Origin of the sequence: Embleya sp. NPDC008237, assembly GCF_042956465.1 — a bacterium.
Classification (GTDB): domain Bacteria; phylum Actinomycetota; class Actinomycetes; order Streptomycetales; family Streptomycetaceae; genus Embleya.
Genome location: NZ_JBIBGL010000015.1, coordinates 1 through 18,253, shown reverse-complemented (window position 1 = coordinate 18,253; position 18,253 = coordinate 1). Strand labels below are relative to the sequence as shown.

9 protein-coding genes are annotated in these 18,253 nt (G+C 70.3%); 7 read left to right on the top strand and 2 right to left on the bottom strand.

Annotated elements, in window-relative coordinates; genetic code table 11:
* The first annotated feature begins 227 nt into the window (after positions 1 to 227).
* The 3 genes from ACFZBU_RS33245 to ACFZBU_RS33235 all read left to right on the top strand — a co-directional run bounded on the left by ACFZBU_RS33245 (position 228) and on the right by ACFZBU_RS33235 (position 3,468).
* A complete protein-coding gene (locus ACFZBU_RS33245; RefSeq protein ID WP_391587424.1) occupies positions 228 to 2,438 on the top strand; it encodes an MMPL family transporter in 2,211 nt (736 codons plus the stop codon).
* An 84-nt stretch (positions 2,439 to 2,522) separates the two neighbouring features.
* Entirely contained in the window at positions 2,523 to 2,939 is a 417-nt protein-coding gene (locus tag ACFZBU_RS33240) for an SRPBCC family protein (protein ID WP_391587423.1), read from the top strand.
* 208 nt (positions 2,940 to 3,147) lie between these two features.
* Complete coding sequence (locus ACFZBU_RS33235) at positions 3,148 to 3,468, top strand: PqqD family protein (RefSeq protein WP_391587422.1); 321 nt, start codon at positions 3,148 to 3,150, stop codon at positions 3,466 to 3,468.
* 62 nt (positions 3,469 to 3,530) lie between these two features.
* Here ACFZBU_RS33235 and ACFZBU_RS33230 read toward each other — a convergent pair whose 3' ends face one another.
* Positions 3,531 to 6,326, bottom strand: a complete 2,796-nt coding sequence (locus ACFZBU_RS33230; protein ID WP_391587421.1) for an AAA family ATPase — start codon at positions 6,324 to 6,326, stop codon at positions 3,531 to 3,533.
* Positions 6,327 to 6,991: 665 nt separating this feature from the next.
* On the opposite strand from ACFZBU_RS33230, the gene ACFZBU_RS33225 reads away from it, so the two are divergent.
* Positions 6,992 to 9,667 (top strand): LuxR C-terminal-related transcriptional regulator, encoded by a 2,676-nt coding sequence (locus tag ACFZBU_RS33225; protein ID WP_391587420.1) that lies wholly within the window; start codon positions 6,992 to 6,994, stop codon positions 9,665 to 9,667.
* A gap of 79 nt (positions 9,668 to 9,746) precedes the next feature.
* Here the strand turns inward: ACFZBU_RS33225 and ACFZBU_RS33220 are convergent, their stop codons facing one another.
* Entirely contained in the window at positions 9,747 to 10,400 is a 654-nt protein-coding gene (locus tag ACFZBU_RS33220; protein ID WP_391587419.1) for an O-methyltransferase, read from the bottom strand.
* A gap of 263 nt (positions 10,401 to 10,663) precedes the next feature.
* Between ACFZBU_RS33220 and ACFZBU_RS33215 the strand changes: the two genes are divergently transcribed.
* The 3 genes from ACFZBU_RS33215 to ACFZBU_RS33205 form a co-directional block, all read left to right on the top strand.
* On the top strand, positions 10,664 to 11,524 hold the full coding sequence (locus tag ACFZBU_RS33215) for a sugar phosphate isomerase/epimerase family protein (RefSeq protein ID WP_391587418.1): 861 nt from the start codon (positions 10,664 to 10,666) through the stop codon (positions 11,522 to 11,524).
* Between the two features lie 49 nt (positions 11,525 to 11,573).
* A complete protein-coding gene (locus ACFZBU_RS33210) occupies positions 11,574 to 16,409 on the top strand; it encodes a type I polyketide synthase (RefSeq protein ID WP_391587417.1) in 4,836 nt (1,611 codons plus the stop codon).
* 51 nt (positions 16,410 to 16,460) lie between these two features.
* The coding region (locus tag ACFZBU_RS33205) for a type I polyketide synthase (RefSeq protein WP_391587416.1) at positions 16,461 to 18,253 on the top strand (1,793 nt) is incomplete at its 3' end.

The window sequence follows — 18,253 nt, the reverse complement described above, 5'->3', positions numbered from 1 at the left end:
CCGGGAATGACGCGATTACGTTGTACGCGCCCCGGCGGTAGGGGCTTTTCGCCGCTCCAAGTGGCCCACCTCGGTTACTCGTTGACAACCCGAACTCTATCTGCGTATAACATAAACTCAAGCATCTACGGCATATACAGTTCCAGTGATTCGAAGCGGAGAACCCAGATGCCCACGCTCTTACGAGCCACCCCGATCGGCGCGGCGGCGTGCTGCGGTGAACAGCCGTGACCCGCCGACCCGGGCGTGGCATCGCGGCAAGACTCGGCGGGTGGAGCACCCGCCACCGCAAGACGGCGATCTTCGGCTGGCTACTGTTCGTGGTGGTCAGCGCGGCGGTGGGTGGCAACGCCGGTCTCCAGGAGGCGACCGTTGCCGAGTTGGACGCGGGCGACTCGGCCCGGGCCCGACAGATCCTCGAGGACCACAAGATCGAGGAACCGGCCGTCGAGTTGGTGATGGTGACCGGTCGGGACGCGGGCGAGTGGAAGAAGGCGGCCGCGGACCTGACCGGCCGGCTCGAGGGCATCGACGTCGTTCAGCAGCTCAAGGCGCCGCTGCCGGCGGAGAACGCCAAGTCCGCGCTGATCACGTTCGAGATCAAGGGCGAGAAGGACACTGCCGACAGCCGGATGAAGCCGGTGCTGGCCGCGGTCGGGGAGGTCAAGAAGGCCCACGGCGACGTCAAGATCCACCAGTTCGGCGACGCGAGCGCCAACAAGTGGCTCAACGACATGCTCTCCGAGGACTTCGAACGGGCCGAGTGGACAGCGGTGCCGCTGGCCCTGGGCATCCTCCTGGTCGCCTTCGGCGCGCTGGTGGCCGCGCTGCTGCCGGTCGCACTGGCGATGACCGCGTTCATCGCGGCCAACGGCCTGTTGGCGCTGCTCAGTTACAAGATGCACATGTTCCAGACCACCAGCTCGGTGATGCTGCTGATGGGTCTGGCGGTGGGCATCGACTACTGCCTGTTCTACCTGCGCCGCGAGCGCGACGAGCGGGCCGCCGGTCGGGACGCGGAGACCGCGCTGCGGATCGCCGCGGCGACGTCGGGCCGGGCGGTGCTGATCTCCGGGGTGACCGTGATGGTCGCCATGGCCGGCATGTTCCTGTCCGGGCTGCTCATCTTCAAGGGCTTCGCGGCGGCCACGATCCTGGTGGTCTTCATCGCGATGCTCGGCTCGGTGACCATCCTGCCCGCGCTGATGTCCTGGCTGGGCGATCGGGTCAACAAGGGGAAGGTGCCCTTCCTCGGCGGGCGCAAGGGCCGGCCACGGGCCAGTGGCGGCCTCTCCGGGGCACTGCTGAAGCCCGTGCTGGCCGCGCCCGCGCTGTTCGCGGTGCTCGGGATCGCCGCGATGGTGGTGCTGGCCTCGCCGGCCCGGGACATGAAGACCGAACAACTGGGCCTGCAGAAGCAGATGCCCGCGGACGCCCCGTTGCGCCTGGACTACGAGCAGATCACCGCGACCTTCCCCGGCGGCCCGGCCCCGGCAACGGTGGTGGTCGAGGCGGCCGACATCGGGTCGGGCCCCACCCGGGCCGCGCTGGCCGACTTCGAGGCGAAGGCGAAGGCCAGTCCCGACTTCGGCAAGGCCGTGGAGACGCAGGTCTTCCCGCAGGCGAACGTCGCCAAAATCCAGGTGCCGCTCGCGGGCAACGGATCCGACGCCCGCTCGAAGAAGGCGCTGGAGCACTTGCGGGACGAGCTCATCCCGCAGACCCTGACCCCGGTCACGACCAAGGTCTACGTCACCGGCGACCTGGCGTCGTCCGTGGACTTCACCGCCAAGCTGAAGAGCGGAATCCTGCCGGTCTTCGGCTTCATCGTGGCCGTCACCTTCCTGATCATGCTGATCTGCTTCCGCTCGCTGCCGATCGCGCTGCTCTCCATCTGCCTCAACATCCTGTCGGTGCTCGCCGCATACGGGGCGATGACCCGGGTCTTCCAGGACGGTTGGCAGGCGGAGCGGCTGCATACGGAGCCGGCCGGGGCAATCGAGGCGTGGATGCCGCTGTTCGTGCTCGTGGTCCTGTTCGGGCTCTCGATGGACTACCACGTGTTCGTGGTGTCTCGAATCCGTGAGGCACACGATCAGGGAGCGTCCACGAAGGAGGCGATCCGCCAGGGCATTCGGGCCACGGCGGGCGCGATCACGGGGGCGGCCACGATCATGGCGGCGCTGTTCGCGGTCTTCGCCACCTTGTCCATGCAGGACATGAAACAGATGGGCGTGGGCCTCGCGGTCGCGGTGCTGCTGGACGCCACGATCGTCCGGATGATCCTGCTGCCCTCGATGATGATGCTGCTCGGCGAGAAGAACTGGTACATGCCGTGGTTCCTGCGCTGGCTGCCGCATCTCTCCCACAGCGTTCCCGCGGAATTGGCCCGACCGGAAGCGTCGCACGTTTCTCCGGAGCCGGTCCGAGTCGATTGACCGAGGGAAAATCCCGCGTCGGCGAATCAGGGCCGTGCGATGTTCGTGAAGAAGTCGTGACGAAATAAAAGGGGTGCAATGCACATGTGGAATCATGAATACAGCATCGACACCGACGCCGCTCCCGAGGTGGTCTGGGCACACTACGTGGACCTGACCACGTGGCCCATCTGGAACCCGGGCATCAAGCTGGTCGAACTACACGGCCCGTTCGCCGCCGGCAGCGAGGGCACCATCACCAGCGAGGCGTACGGTCCGGTGCCGTTCCGGCTCTCCGCGGTCACCACGCAGCACAGCTTCACGATGGAGACGCAGGTCGACGAGAACGTGCTCCTGCGGACCATCTGCCGGGTCGCGCCGCGGACTTCGGGCGGCGCGCAGATCACCCACCGGCTGGAGCTGGCGGGACCGGGCAACGAGGCGCTCGGCGAGGCGCTCGGCCCGGGACTGACCACCAACCTCGCCATCGGAGCCAGGGCCCTCGCCGAGGCGGCAGTCTGAGGGGAGCCCACCAAACCGCACCGCCACGTGCCCCCCGTCACGGTCGCGCGGTGCGACCGGAGCCTCCGCCGACCCCCGTCCGCGGAGGCTCCGGCTTCTTCTTTCCCTCCTCACCGGCTCGGCGATCCGCTATAAGTTGCTCGTCGAGGTGATGCCGTACTCACGCGTCACGCCTTCGGTGCCTCGACGCAGAGACTGAGGAGTCGACATGACGGTGAGCGCCGAGGACCCGGACCCGAACCCACACCGGGAGCGGCGGACGGTCGTTCGACCCGCGCGCGACACGACGGTCACCGTCACCGCCGACGGACGCCTCGAGCTCTACTCCGCCTGGGCCGACGAGTCCTACCGCTACGCGCCGCCGGCGGTGGCCATGTGGATCGCGCTCCAGCGGCACCAGGGGCGACCCGATCTCGCGGTGGCCATGCTCGCCGAACTGTGGGGCACCGAGCCGGTCTGGGTCCGCTTCGAACTCGACGGGTGGTTGAGCGAGATCCGGGCCGCCGGACTGGTCAGCTACGACGGGTGAGCGGGAGCGCGGAAGCGGGCGATCGGGTTCGGAACCCGATCGCCCGGCCCGGCCCGTGGCGGTCAGCCGTCGGTGCTCGCGCCGATCCGAAACTCGGTGGGAAGTTCCTCGCGGTTGCGGATGCTCATCTTCCGGTAGACCCGGGTCAGGTGCTGCTCGACGGTGCTGATCGTGACGTGCAGGCGGTCGGAGATCTCCCGGTTGGCATAGCCCTGCGCGGCCAGGATCGCCACCCGACGCTCGGAGTCACTCAGGATCGCGAACCGGTCCCCCTCGGTCGGGGGGCCCTGGGCGTCGTTCGGCTTCGCAGTCGACGGATGCGTGGACACGAGCCTGCGGCACAGGAGTTCGGCGTGGCAGCTCTCCGCGATCCGGCGGGCCCGGCGGGCCGCGGTACGGGCCTTGGCCCGGTCGCCCAACACCTGGTACGCCTCGCCCAGGTCGGCGAGCGCGTGTGCGCTCTGATAGCGGTCACCGCTGTGCTGGAGCAGTTGGAGCGCCTCTTCGAGCAGGCCGGGTCGGTCCCCGACGGGGCGGGTGGCCGCCAGTGAGCGCAGCTCGATGCCCCGGGCCCGGGGCAGGGCGATCCCCGAGGGAGAAGCTTTCTGCTCGGCCCAGCGGGCCGCGCCCGCGTCGTCGCCCAGCGCCAGCGATGCCTCGACCGCACCGGCGCGCCAGGGCGCGAGTGTGGCCGTGTCGATGCCCCAACGGGTCATCCTGGCCCCGCAGTCGGTGAAGTCGGCCAGTGCCGCGCGGGCCCGGCCGGTGGCCAGGCGGTGCCTGCCGCGGGCGTACAGGTAGTGCAACCCCGCGCGGGTTTCGAACAGGTCCCCGGGCGCCGGGCGGGCGAACTCCCGGGCGGCGGCCTCGTGGTTGCCGATCGCGGTGTACGCCTCGGCGAGGGTCGCCGTCGCCAGCACCGAACTCTCGTTCCAGGTGGAGCCCTTGATGTGCGCCAGCGCCGCTCGAGCCTTGTCCACGGCGATGTCCAGGCGCCCCTCGCGGAACGAGACCAAGGCACCGATGGTGCCCAACACCCCCTGCCAGCCGGGAGTCTCGTGACTGCCGGCCCCGGTCAGGAAGCGCGTGCACCAGACGGCGGCCGAGTCGATCAGATCGGCGTAGACCAAGGAGAGCAGCGCGGGGGCGATCACCCGGTAGGAGCCGTGCGCGAAACCGCCGTCCTGCAGCACCTGTTCGGCCTGGGCGATGGTGTGCTCGTCGGCGCCGCCGGTGAGTACGGCGGACAGGGCGTGCACCGCGCGGTGACCGGGTGCGGAGGTGGCCGGCGTGACCGCGCCCGATTGCGGCGCCTCGGCGGCGGCCGGACCGGGGAGCCTGGACACCAGGCCCGGATACGTGGACGCCACCAGCAGCCGGGTGCGCGGCACGGCGGAGCCGACCGTGGGCCGCGCGGCCGGTAGTCGATCCCGGGTGTCGAAGCGGTCGACGAGGTCGAGCGCCTCGTCGAAGCGCAGGTGCCACAGCAGGCCCTCGGCCACCGACATGGCCGGTCCGAGCGTCGGCTTGCCCTCGCGCGGCGGCGAGCCGAGCGCGAGGAACCGATCCCGGGACCCGGCCGGCTCGCGCAGCCACTGCAGCCCGGCCGCCCGAACCTCGACCACGTACCGCCGGGCCTCGTCCGTGCAGCACTCGGCGGCGAGTTCGAGGCAGTGGATCGCCGTCGACGTGCGACCGGCGAGCAGGGCGGCCTGGGACGCGTCGAGAAGAACGGGCACCACCCAGTCCTGGCGCAGCGGGCCGGCGACCAGCAGATGGGCCGCGACGGCCTCCGCCGGTGCCCCCTCCTCGCGCAGCAGGCGACTCGCGCGATGCCGAAGGCGTACGGCCTCGTGTGGTGGGATGTCGTCGAGCACGGCCGAACGGGCGGCCTCGTGCCGGAATCGAAAATCGCGCACGAAGCCGATCTCCGCGAGTTTGCGCAGGGCGCTTCCGGCCGTCATCGTGCTGACGTTTCCGAATCGGCTCAGCAGGTGGATATCGGTGCACTCGTCGAGTAGTGCCACGCCGCGGGCAATGGTCACCGCGATCGGGCCGAGTCGATGCAGGCAGGTCACCAGCGCATCGCGGAAAATCGTTTCGGTGCTTTCGGCGGGAGAGTTCGGCGCGCCCTTTGTTTCCGCCGGCCCGCCATTGGCGGTATCCATCCCGGTGAGTATCACGCCGAGAGTGGATGGATTTTCGACGGAAGGTTCGAGGTGCACTTGCGCGAGCTGGTGATCGGGCGTTCCGGTAATTAATTCGGAAATCACCGGTGCGCCGCCATACGAGGAAAGCGGACCGATACGGATGTGCCGTACGCTCGGGCAATAGAGCAACTCTTCGAGCGCCGGGTGCGCGCGCCGGCCGAGTTTGCGATCCCAGGTCAGCACGACGGCGACGGGATTTGCGGCCGGGTGCTGGGCCAGGTGGCGCAGGCAGCGCAGGGACGACGGATCGGCGTATTCGATGTCGTCGACGGCCACCAGGACAGGGCCGTGCGCGGACAGTTCGGATACCGTCCGGATCAGCTCGCCGGCGGCCTGTGCCGGCCCCGGATCGGCGGCATCGGGGGGCGCTGAAATGCGAGCCGAGCTTGCCGTGAGCACGCCGAGAACGGCCGAATCCAGGAGCTCGCGCACGGTGGAATAGGGACGATCGCGGCACTCGGGTGAGCTCCTGGCACTGAGCACGGTGACTCCGGCCGCCGCCGCCCGTTTCCGGAAAGCCCGCAGGAGGTCGGTCTTCTCCATGCCGGTGGATCCGCTGATGACCGCGACGACAAAGCGCCCCGAGTCGTCACCGGCCAGTAGTCCGTCGAGCCGATTGTTCTCCTGATTCCGCTCTACCAACAACACCGTCGACATTCCCCCGAGTTCGACAACAGCGAGTTCACGAAAGGTTTACAATTCGGCCATCATACGAGCGACCGTCGTTGCTAATGACGGCCGTTCCGTGGGATTGCCCGGCGCCCCATCTCTTGTTCAGATCTTGTTTGGATTCGCAACTGTGTATCACGGGCACGCTAGATGTCTGTGCACGTAGTGGTCAAGAGTCTTCGGTAATGCCTTGGCCAAAACACGGACCGCGATGCTTGCCGGGGGTGTACCGGCAAGCCGTTCGGTGACCTGCACTACTAACGCGTTGGAGTCCGGCTCGGTAAGTATGTAGGGGCTCCGCATCGGCCTCTGCGTGACGGGCTTGCAGACCCTATGGAACGCCAGTACCTTCGCACTGTATGCGGGGCATACGGTTCCCGTCCGATGCTGCGGGCTCGGTCGGGGGATTCGTTACTCACCGGAGGTGCGTCAAACAGCAGTCGGTCGCCCGACCCCGTACTAGTGCGCATTAAGGTTTTCGGGCGACTGCCCTCCGGTATCGAACGAGGCGAATCGCGGGGATCGGTCGAACGCGTTTCGGGGACGAGGCGGCGCCGGACGGCGTGGTCCGGATCGTCACGTCCCGGCGGTGGCGCCAGGGGCGCGGGATCGGCCGTGGTTTCAACGTCAGACACACTCGGCGCATGGGGGATTTGCTGATGTCGTTGTTGATGGAATACCAGGACATATTCGGACAACTGGATGGCGTTCTGGAAGAGGCCGCCGCAGGCGAGAACCTGGTGGCGGTGCTCGACGGGGCCCGGGCGCCGGCCACGGAATCGGCGCTGTGGGCGCTGGGTCGGCGGGCCGCCCAGACCGGGGCCACGGTGCTCGACGTCACCGGCTCTCCGGGTGAACAGCATGTGCCCTACGCCATGTCGGCGCGGCTGCGGCACTCGTTGAGGGCGACCGGGAACGCTGGGGACGCCGAGGCGACCGGGGGCGCTCCGGTACTCGTCGCGCTCGTCGACCTGGAGTTCGCCGATGTCGAATCGCTGCGTGAACTGCCCCGCATGGCCGAGGCCGTGCCCGGCCGGCCGCTGGTGATCGTGCTCGGTGGGGAGCCGCGGCCGGGCCGGGCGGCATCCGCCATGCTGCGCGAGCTGATCGACGGGCCGCGGGTACGGCGTATCCGCCTCGAATCCCAGCCCCGCGAAGGCGTCGAGTCGGTGCCGGCGTCCCGAGGCGAACCCGCCTGCGGGGCACGCGAGGCGGCGATTCGGCACGCGCCGGCCGGTGGGCGCCGGGCGTCGATCGAGCCGATCCCGGACGCCGCCGCGGGAGGATCGGCGCGGCCCTGGTTCCGGCAGGCGATCGCCGGCTGCTTACACCGTATGGGCCTGCCGGCCACCCGCGTGGTCCAAGGCGCCGCCGTACTGGGCGAGGCGACCGACATCGGCCTGCTGAGCCGGCTGTGCCGGATCGACCCGAAGACGTCGCGACACCTGGTGCGCGAGCTGAACGCGGCCGGGGTGCTGCATGGCACCCGCTTTCGGCACGAGGAGATCCGGTCGGCCATCCTGGACGAACTGCCCGTTGACGAAGCGGTATCCCAGCGGCACCGGGCCGCGCGACTGCTGTACGAGTCCGGCGCGCGGTCGCACACAGTGGCGAACCTGCTGATGGCGGCCGGCCCGCTGCCCGAGGAGTGGGCACTGTCCGTGCTCCAGGACGCGGCCCGGCAGCTGCCGGCGCACCGGCGAAGCACCCTTGCCGTCGAGTACCTGCAGTTCGCGGGCGAATGCTGCGCCGACCCGAGTCGCCGCTACGCGCTCAAGATCCGGATCGCCGAGCTGCTGCGCTACGTCGACCCTGCGGCGGCCGACGCACGATTCCTCGCGCTCAAGGGACCGATTCTGGCCGGGAAGGTGGCTCCGGAAGAGGCCCTGCGGGTGGCCGACGCCCTGCTCTGGTCGCTGCGGAGCGCCGACGCGGTCGAGATCGTCGGCCACGTGGCCGCCGAGCACGACGCCGACCGACTCGGCGAGGCGTGGCAGCTGACCAGGTTGCGCGTCGCGGCCGGCTCTCCGGGACTCATGTCCCCGCTGGGCCTCACGGCACCGGCACCGCGGAGCGGCGATTCCGCGGTCGTCGACGGGCCCCGCTCGGCCGAACTGCGCGCCGCCGAAGCGTTGACCGCCGCGCTGGCGCAGCGGGTCGACCGGGACGTCGTCGCCCAAGCCGAGCAGATCCTGCGGGAGGAAAGCCGAGGCGGCGAAGGGCCGTTCGAGGCGGTCTCCGACGCGATCCTGGCGCTGGTCTACGCCGACCTGATCGACTCCGCCGCCGCGTGGTGCGACCGACTCGTCGCCGAGGCGCGCGAGCGCGACGAACCGGTACGCGCCGCGTGGTTGGGCAGTCTCGGGGCCCTCGTCGCGCTGCGGAAGGGACAACTGGACTCGGCCATCGAACAGGCCGAGGAATTCCTCGCGTTCATGTCCGGCCACGGGTGGAACGCCCAGGTCGGCCTGGCGCTGGCCACCCTGGTCGAGGCGCACACCGCGACCGGGAACCACGCTGCCGCCGCCGAGTGCCTCGGCCGCCCCGTCCACCCCGCGCTGTTCGAGACCCGCTCGGGTCTGCACTACCTCTACGCGCGTGGCAGACACCATTTGGCGGCGGATTGCCCGCATGCCGCACTGGCCGACTTCACCGCGTGCGGGGAGCGAATGGCCCTGTGGAACATCGACACCCCCGCGCTGGTGCCGTGGCGGCTGGGCGCCGCGCGCGGGTGGTTGCGCCTGGGCCGGCGCGATCGCGCGGCGGCCCTGGCCGAGGAGCAGGCGGCGGGGCTGGGGCCGGAGTTGCCCCGTGCGTACGGACTGACCCTGCGTTGCCTGGCGGCGACCATGCCGGTCGACGCTCGGCTGCCCCTCCTGGAGAAGGCGCTGGGGATGCTCCAGATCGGCAACGACCGCTACGAGAGCGCCGGGGTTCTGGCGGATCTGAGCGAGACCTACCAGGCGTTGGGGAACGACACGCACGCCCGGACCGCCGCGCGCCGGGCGCGGCGGATCGCCAAGATCTGTCACGGCGAGGAGCCGGTGGCCGCGACGGCGCCCGCCCAGGCCCCCGCTGCGGAGCCGGGCGAGGCGCAACGGGCGGACCGGGACGACCAGTTCGCCCGGCTCAGTGACTCGGAGCGGCGGGTGGCGGTGCTGGCCGCGGCGGGCTACTCGAACCGGGAGATCGCGGGCCGGATCTACGTCACCGTCAGCACGGTCGAGCAGCATCTGACCCGGGTGTATCGCAAGCTCGGCATTCGCCGGCGGGAGGAACTGCCCATGGACATCCGGGTGTACGCCGCCGACACGGCCTGATCCCGGGAAAACGCCGACGTCGCGCCGGTCGACCGAAAGGTCGACCGGCGCGACGTTCGGCGTCGCGGCGGGTAGGCCGCTACGGGGCCACCCGCAGGGAGACCTCCAGTCCGTCACCGATCGGCACGTGCACCGAGTGGTAGCCGCCGCCGGTGCGGACGTGATCGAAGTAGGGCTGCTCGGGCAGGGTGCCCATGTCGTCGGCGATCACCACGGCGTTCGGGGCGAGCGACGACTCGATCAGCCTGAGCACCGGAAGGTAGATGTCCTTCCAGCCGTCCAGGAAGACCATGTCGATCGGGCCGGGCAGGTCCTTGAGCGTCTCCAGGGCGTCGCCCACCCGGACGTCGACGATGTCGTCGAAGCCCGCGTCGGCGATGTTCTTCGACGCGATCTCGGCCTTGCCGGCGTGCCATTCGGTGGTGATGACCTCGCCGCCGTTGTCCCGCGCGGCCGCCGCGAGGAACAGCGTGGAGATGCCGAACGAGGTGCCGAACTCGACGATCCGCTTGGCACCGCGGCTGCGGGCCATCAGGTAGACGAGATCGCCGACCTCGCGCGGGATCGAGATGTACGCCTCGGCGAGCATCTCGGTCTGTTCCTGATGGCTGAAGGAGCCGAGCGGGCGGTTCTTGGCCATCACGGCCGCGACCACCGGTTCGTCCTTCACCTCCTCGTCGGCATAGAGGGCATCGAGGGCCGCGCGAACGCGGTCAGACGAGAGCGTACTCATTCTGAGCCTTTCGGGCCGAAAGTGCGGGGAGGATTCGGGACGGCACCACACGCGCAGCCGAGGATCAACTCTCGGGCGCGGTCACTGTGCACGGCCGAGATGTTACGCGTTCGGTCGGCCGAAGAGACCTGAGCGACGGCCACGAGTTCGTATATAGGGGGTTGCCGTCGAGCTTAGGGGGTGGTCCGTGTGGTGCTGCCCGCGCAGCCCCGGATTGAATGGGGTGCAGACTGCGCGCACGTTTCGACGAATGGAGTGGCGAGATGGGCCTGCTCGACCGACAGGGTGTGTTCCTGCCATATCTTCACCTGCTCGGTGCATCCTATGACGAGCCCCCGGGCTATTCGTTCGAAGAGCGGGTTTCCGCCGCCTCCCGGGACGACGTCCTCGGCATCGGTTTCGACGCGGACGAATTCGACAAGCTGCTCGAGAGCAATTCGGTGGAGGACCTGCGCGGCATCCTCGATCAGTACGGGGTGACGATCGGCGAGCTGCAGATTCTCTTCGCCTGGCACTTCGGCGGGGATTACCAGAAGATGGCGCGCGAGCGCGAGGAGCACATGTACGACCTGTGCGACCTGTTCGGCATCCCCCGGATCAAGACGGTCATCATGACACCCACCGAACTCCCCGGACCCGACCTGCTCGTCGAGCGTTTCGCCGGGGTCTGCGACCGGGCCGCGGCACGCGGGATCTCGGTGGCGATGGAACCCCAGTCGGTCAATCCCGGGTTCGACTACGCGGACACCGTAGACATGCTGCTTGCCGCGAACCGGCCCAACGGCGGCCTGGTGGTGGATGCCTGGCACTTCTTCCGCGACCCGGACGCCTTCACCCAGATCGACCGCCTCCCGGCCACGTCCATTTTCAACCTCGAACTGCGCGACGCCGCGGCCGAACCCAAGGGCTCCCGGCTCGACGACTGCCTGCACCACAACCTGATGCCCGGCGAGGGCGACTTCGACCTGGTGCGACTGATCCGCACGCTCGACGCCAAGGGTGTGGACATCCCGATCTCCGCGGAGGTGCTGTCCGCGGACCTGCGCGCGCTCACCGCGGCGGAGAACGTGGCCCGGACGGTGGACTCGGTGGCCGTTTTGATGGACGCGGCCCGCGCGCGCTGATTGCGAATATCCGGCGAGACGATGTCAGGTCCTGCGGTGAGATGGGTTGGTGTTGTTGGTGAACGACGACAAGCTCCGCGACTACCTCAAGCGCGCCACGGTCGAATTGAAGGAGACCCGGCGCCGACTGCACGAGATCGAAGCGCGGGCCAGAGAGCCGATCGCCATTGTCGCCATCAGCTGCCGCTTTCCCGGATCGGTCGCCTCCCCGGAAGACCTGTGGGACCTCGTGGCGACCGGCCGGGACGCGATCTCCGCCTTCCCGGAGAATCGCGGCTGGGACACCGCCGGAATCTATGACCCGGAGCCGGGGAAACCCGGAAAGAGCTATACCCGACACGGCGGATTCCTGCACGAGGCCGGCGAATTCGACGCCGAATTCTTCAAGATCGGCCCACGCGAGGCCAAGGAGATGGATCCGCAACAGCGGTTGGTCCTGGAAACCGCGTGGGAGGTCCTGGAACGGGCCGGAATCGACCCGACCGCGCTGCGCGGAAGTCGGACCGGAGTATTCGCCGGAATGGTCTACCACGATTACGCGGAGAACCAGAGCACGGGTTCGCTGGCTTCCGGCCGAGTGGCCTACAGCCTCGGTCTGGAGGGGCCCGCGGTGACCGTCGACACCGCGTGCTCGTCCTCGCTCGTGGCGCTGCACTGGGCCGTGCACGCGCTGCGCGCGGGGGAGTGCTCGCTCGCGCTGGCGGGCGGAGTGAACGTGATGGCCACCCCGGACGCCTTCATCGGCTTCAGCGGCCAGCGCGGGCTGTCCGCCGACGGGCGGTGCAAGGCGTTCGCGGCCTCGGCCGACGGCACCGGCTGGGGTGAGGGCGTCGGCTGGTTGCTGGTGGAACGCCTCTCGGACGCCCGGCGCAACGGGCATCCCGTACTGGCGCTGGTCCGCGGTACGGCGGTCAATCAGGACGGCGCGTCCAACGGCCTCACCGCACCCAACGGCCCCGCGCAGCGACGGGTGATCGAACAGGCCCTGGCCAACGCGGGTTTGGCGGCCACCGACGTGGACGTGGTGGAGGCACACGGCACCGGCACCCGGCTGGGCGACCCCATCGAGGCCCAGGCGCTCCTGGAGACCTACGGACAGGATCGGCCCGCCGACCGCCCGCTGTGGCTGGGTTCGCTGAAGTCGAACATCGGCCACGCCCAGGCCGCCGCGGGCGTCGGCGGGATCGCCAAGATGGTGATGGCGATGCGGCACCGCGTGCTGCCCAAGACGCTGCACGTCGACGAGCCGACGCCGCATGTGGACTGGTCGGTGGGCCGGGTGAGCCTGCTCACCGAGGCGCGGCCGTGGTCGAGCGACGGCCGGCCGCGGCGGGCCGGCGTGTCCTCCTTCGGTGTCAGCGGCACCAATGCGCACGTGATCATCGAGGAGGCGCCGGCCGTCGAACCGGCGCCGGTGACGGACGAGCCGGCCGTTGCCGGCCGGCCGGTCCCGTGGACCCTGTCCGCCCGGACCGAACCCGCGCTGCGCGAGCAGGCGGGCCGGTTGCTCGCCCACCTGGACGCGCGTCCCGAGGTGAATCCGGTCGACCTGGCGTTCTCGCTCGCCACCACGCGCGCGGCACTCGACCACCGCGCGGTGGTCGTCGGGGAGACCCGCGAGGACCTGCGCCGCGGGTTGGCGGGGCTCATCCAGGACACGCCCACGGCCGCGACCGTACGTGCCGCGGCCCGGCCGCACGGCCCGGTCGCCTTCCTGTTCACCGGCCAAGGTGCCCAACACGTCGGCATGGGCCGCGAACTCGCCAAGAGCTTCCCGGTGTTCCGCGAAGCCCTGGACGCCGTGTGCGCGGAGATCAACCAACACCTCGACCGTCCGCTGCGCAACGTGATGTGGACGACCGGGACCGCCCTCGACCTGACGATGTACACCCAGGGGGCGGTGTTCGCGATCGAGGTGGCCCTGTACCGACTCCTCGAATCGTGGGGAGTGCGCCCGGCATTCGTGGCCGGCCACTCGATCGGCGAGCTGAGCGCCGCACACGTGACGGGAGTGCTCTCGTTGGCCGACGCGGCCCGACTGGTGGCCGCGCGCGGTCGACTCATGTACGCCCTGCCGGGCGGCGGGGCGATGATCGCCGTGCGGGCCGGCGAGCATGAGGTGACCCCGCTGCTGACCGAGCGGACCGGGATCGCCGCCGTCAACGGTCCCGAGTCGGTGGTGGTCTCCGGCGCCGAGGACGAAGTCCGGTCGATCGCCGACCGGTTCGCCGCACAGGGCCGCAAGACCCACCGGCTGACGGTGTCGCACGCGTTCCACTCGCCGCTGATGCAGCCGATGCTCGCCCGATTCCGGGAAATCGCCGAAAGCATCGAGTACGGGACCCCGTCGATCCCGATCCTGTCCACCGTGACCGGCGCGCTCGCCGAACGGCTCGACGCGGACCACTGGGTGCGGCACGTTTCCGCACCCGTACGCTTTCACGACGCGATCCGTGCGCTCCGAGCCAAGGGCGTCACGACGTTCCTCGAACTCGGACCGGACGCCGCGCTGACCGCGATGGGCCCCGACTGCGCAGCCGACGCGGACGACGTCGCGTTCGCGGCCACACTGCGCCGGGGCCGCGGCGAGGCACGCGAGATGGTGCTCGCACTCGGCACGGCGTACGCGCGGGGAGCCCGGGTGGACTGGCCGGCGTACTTCGCCGGCGGATCCGGCCCGAGCGTCGTCGACCTGCCCACCTACGCGTTCCACCGCCGGCACTACTGGGAGCCGACGCCCACGGCCACCAGGCCGCATGCGAACGGCCCGAGCGATGCGGGGTTCTGGGACGACGTCGAACAGCGGGACACCGCCGAGTTGTCCGCGCGGCTGGACGTCGACGCCGAGGCCTTGGATCGGGTATTGCCCGCGCTGTCCGCCTGGCGGCGCAGCAGCCGCGACCTGGAGCTTCGGGACACCTGGCGCTACCGCCTGCACTGGACTCCGATCACCGCCCCCGACGTTCCCGCACCGACCGGCCGATGGCTGCTCGTGGTCCCCGCCGACCACGGCGACGACAAGCGGGTCATCGCGATCACCGAAGGACTCGCCCGCCAGGGCGCCCGCGTCGTGCTGATCCCGGACCACGACGCCGACCGCGCCGAGCTCACCCGGAGCCTGCTCGACAGGGCCGGTGAGGAACCGACCGTCGGCGTACTGTCGCTGCTCGCCCTCGACTCACGCGAACACCCGCAACACCCGACGCTGTCCCGAGGCACCGCCGGCACGGTGGCCCTGGTCCAGGCCGCCGCCGACGTGGGCCTGACCGTCCCCCTGTGGTGCGTCACCGCGAACGCCGTCGCGGTCGCCCCCCTCGACGAACCCGCCGATTCGTACCAGGGCGCCCTGTGGGGTGCCGCCGCCGCACTCGCCCTGGACCACCCTGGCTTCTGGGGCGGCATGGTCGACGTACCGGCCGACGTGGACGACACCGCGGTGGACGCGCTGTACCGGGTCCTGTGCGCGGGCACCGCCGAGGACCGGATCGCGATCCGCGCCGACGGCGTGCACGTCCGTCGGCTGATCCGGGCGCCGCTGAACGGCGCGCCCGCCGGGCGCTCCTACCGCCCGCGCGGCACCGTATTGATCACCGGCGGAACCGGCGGCGTCGGCGCCCATGTCGCCCGGCACTTCGCCCGCGCCGGAGCCGAACACCTGGTGCTGACCAGTCGGCGCGGCTCCGCGGCACCCGGGATGTCCGAGCTCGCGGCCGAACTGGTGGCCCTGGGCGCCCTGGTGTCGATCGCGGCCTGCGACGTCACCGACCGGGCGGCCCTGCGCGCGCTCCTGGACTCCATACCGGACGAACTGCCGCTGACCGCCGTCGTACACGCCGCCGGCGCGTCCGGGCGGGACACGCCCCTCGCGGGAAGCACCCTCGCCGAGTTCGCCGAGGTCGGCCACGCCAAGATCGGCGGCGCGCTGCTCCTGGACGAACTGCTCGCCGACCACCCGCTCGACGCGTTCGTACTGTTCTCCTCGGGCGCCGCCGTCTGGGGCAGCTCGGGGCAGGCCGCCTACGGCAACGCCAACGCCTTCCTGGACACGCTCGCCCAGCGCCGCCGGGCCCGCGGACTCACCGCGACCTCGATTGCCTGGGGGCCGCTGGACAGCGGCATGGTGGACGCGGAGATCAGCGCGTTCATGCGTCGCATCGGCGCGCCCGCGATGGACACCGCGCTCGCCGTCGGCGCGCTGAGCCAGGCGATCGAGCAGGACGAAAGTCACCTGGTCGTCGCGGAATTCGATTGGTCCCGCTTCGCGCCGACGTACACGCTCGCTCGGCCGCGCCCACTCCTGGACGCGATTCCCGAGGTGCGTCAGGCGCTGAACGGCGAGGACGGTGCCGAACCGGCGGCCGGACCCGCGCCGTTGGCCGAGTTGCTCGCGCTGCCCTCCGGACAACAGGGCCGTGCGTTCCTCGACTTGGTCCGGACGCACGTGGCCGCCGTTCTCGGGTACGACACCGCGGACGAGGTGGCGGCCAAACGCGCATTCCAGGACCTCGGGTTCGACTCCGTGGCCACCGTGGAACTGCGGACTCGGCTGAACCGTGCCACCGGCCTGCGGCTGCCCGCCACCGCGGTCTTCGACCACGCGAGCCCGGCGGCACTCGCCGACCACCTGGCGGCGGAAGCGCACCGGCAGACGGGCGCCGGTGAGATGTCCATCGCGGCCGAACTCGACCGGATCGAGGCCGCATTGACGCTGCTGCCACCCGCCGAGCTGCTCGGCCATCGCGTCCCCGCTCGGCTGCGGGCGCTCGCGGCGAGGTTGACCGAGGGCTCCGGAGGATCGGCGGAGCCGGCCGCCGAGGACCTATTGGAGACCGCCTCCGCCGAAGACGTTTTCGCATTCATCGACAAGGAACTCGGCTCGGCCTGACCGGTCGCGCACACGGACAGTTGTGAGGCTGGGATGGCGAACGAGGCGGAGATGGCGAACGAGAGCGGCACGGGAAACGACGACAAGCTGCTTCGGTACCTCAAGCGGGTGACCGCCGACCTGCAACAGACCAGGCAGCGGCTCCAAGAGGTGGAGGGCCAGGAGCACGAACCGATCGCGATCATCGGGATGAGCTGCCGTTTTCCCGGCGGCGTGCGCGACCCCGAGGGCCTGTGGCGCCTGGTCTCACAGGGCCGGGACGCGATCACCACGTTCCCCACCGATCGCGGCTGGCCCCTCGGCGACCTGCACCACGACGACCCCGACCAGGCCGGCACGAGCTATGTCCGCGAAGGCGGATTCGTGCACGACGCCGGGGAGTTCGACGCCGCCTTCTTCGACATGTCGCCGCGCGAAGCGGTCGCGACCGACCCGCAGCAGCGCCTGGTGCTGGAGACGTCCTGGGAGGTCTTCGAGCGAGCCGGCATCGACCCGCACGCGATGCGCGGCACGCCGGTCGGGGTGTTCGCCGGTTCCGGCATCCAGGACTACGGCGACCTGCTGTTGCGCGCCCCGGAAGCCGCCGAGGCGTACATGTCCACGGCCGTCTCGCCCGCGGTCATCTCCGGCCGTGTGGCGTACTCGCTCGGCCTGGAGGGCCCCACGCTCACGGTGGACACGGCGTGCTCCTCGTCGCTGGTCGCCCTGCACCTGGCCGCCCAGTCGCTGCGCCGACAGGAATGTACGCTCGCCCTCGCCGGCGGTGTCATGGTGATGGCGACACCGGCCCCGTTCGTCGCGTTCAGCCGCCAGCGCGGACTCGCGCCCGACGGCCGGTGCAAGGCGTTCTCCGATGACGCGGACGGCACGGGCTGGGCCGAGGGCGCGGGCATGCTGCTGCTCGAACGACTCTCCGACGCCCGCCGCAACGGACATCCCGTGCTGGCCGTGGTGCGGGGGAGCGCGATCAACCAGGACGGCGCCTCCAACGGCCTGACCGTGCCCAACGGTCCCGCGCAACAGCGCGTGATCCGACAGGCATTGGCCGACGCCGGCGTGCCGGCCGCGCAAGTCGACGCGGTCGAGGGACACGGGACGGGCACCACGCTCGGTGATCCGATCGAGGCGCAGGCGTTGTTGGCGACGTATGGGCAGGATCGCCCGGAGGATCGGCCGTTGTGGTTGGGGTCGATCAAGTCGAACATCGGCCACGCGCAGGCCGCCGCGGGGGTCAGCGGCATCATCAAGATGGTCGAGGCGATGCGGCATGGCGTGCTGCCGCAGACGCTGCACGTCAGCGAGCCGTCGACGTATGTCGATTGGGCGCAGGGGAACGTGCGCTTGTTGACCGAGTCCCGGCCTTGGCCGGAGAACGGGCATCCGCGTCGGGCGGGCATTTCTTCCTTTGGCGTGAGTGGGACCAACGCGCACGTGATCCTGGAGGAGGGCGAGCCCCTCGCCGTTGCGCAGGAGGAGCCGCAGTGGCCGGAGGGTGTTCCGGTGCCTTGGCTTTTGTCGGCCAAGAGCGAGGCGGCGTTGAGTGCGCAGGCCCAGCGGTTGGCGGCGCACGTGCGGGAGGTGCCCGAGCCTCGTCCGCTGGATGTCGGTTTCTCGTTGGCGAACTCGCGTGCGGTGTTGGCGCATCGTGCGGTGGTGGTTGCGGGTGATGTGGCCGGTGGGTTGTCGGTGGTCGCCGAGGGTGGTGTCGGGGCGGGGGTGGTGCGGGGTGTCGCCTCGGACGGGCCGGTTGCGTTCGTGTTCTCGGGTCAGGGTGCGCAGCGGGTCGGGATGGGTGTGGAGTTGTGTGGGGCGTTTCCGGTTTTCCGGGCGGCTTTCGACGAGGT

What these genes read in the sequence shown, in the direction of transcription:
- ACFZBU_RS33220 (WP_391587419.1), bottom strand. Translation starts at nt 10,400, where the DNA reads ATGAGTACGCTCTCGTCTGACCGCGTTCGCGCGGCCCTCGATGCCCTC.
- ACFZBU_RS33225 (WP_391587420.1), top strand. Translation starts at nt 6,992, where the DNA reads ATGGGGGATTTGCTGATGTCGTTGTTGATGGAATACCAGGACATATTC.
- ACFZBU_RS33240 (WP_391587423.1), top strand. Translation starts at nt 2,523, where the DNA reads ATGTGGAATCATGAATACAGCATCGACACCGACGCCGCTCCCGAGGTG.
- ACFZBU_RS33215 (WP_391587418.1), top strand. Translation starts at nt 10,664, where the DNA reads ATGGGCCTGCTCGACCGACAGGGTGTGTTCCTGCCATATCTTCACCTG.
- ACFZBU_RS33235 (WP_391587422.1), top strand. Translation starts at nt 3,148, where the DNA reads ATGACGGTGAGCGCCGAGGACCCGGACCCGAACCCACACCGGGAGCGG.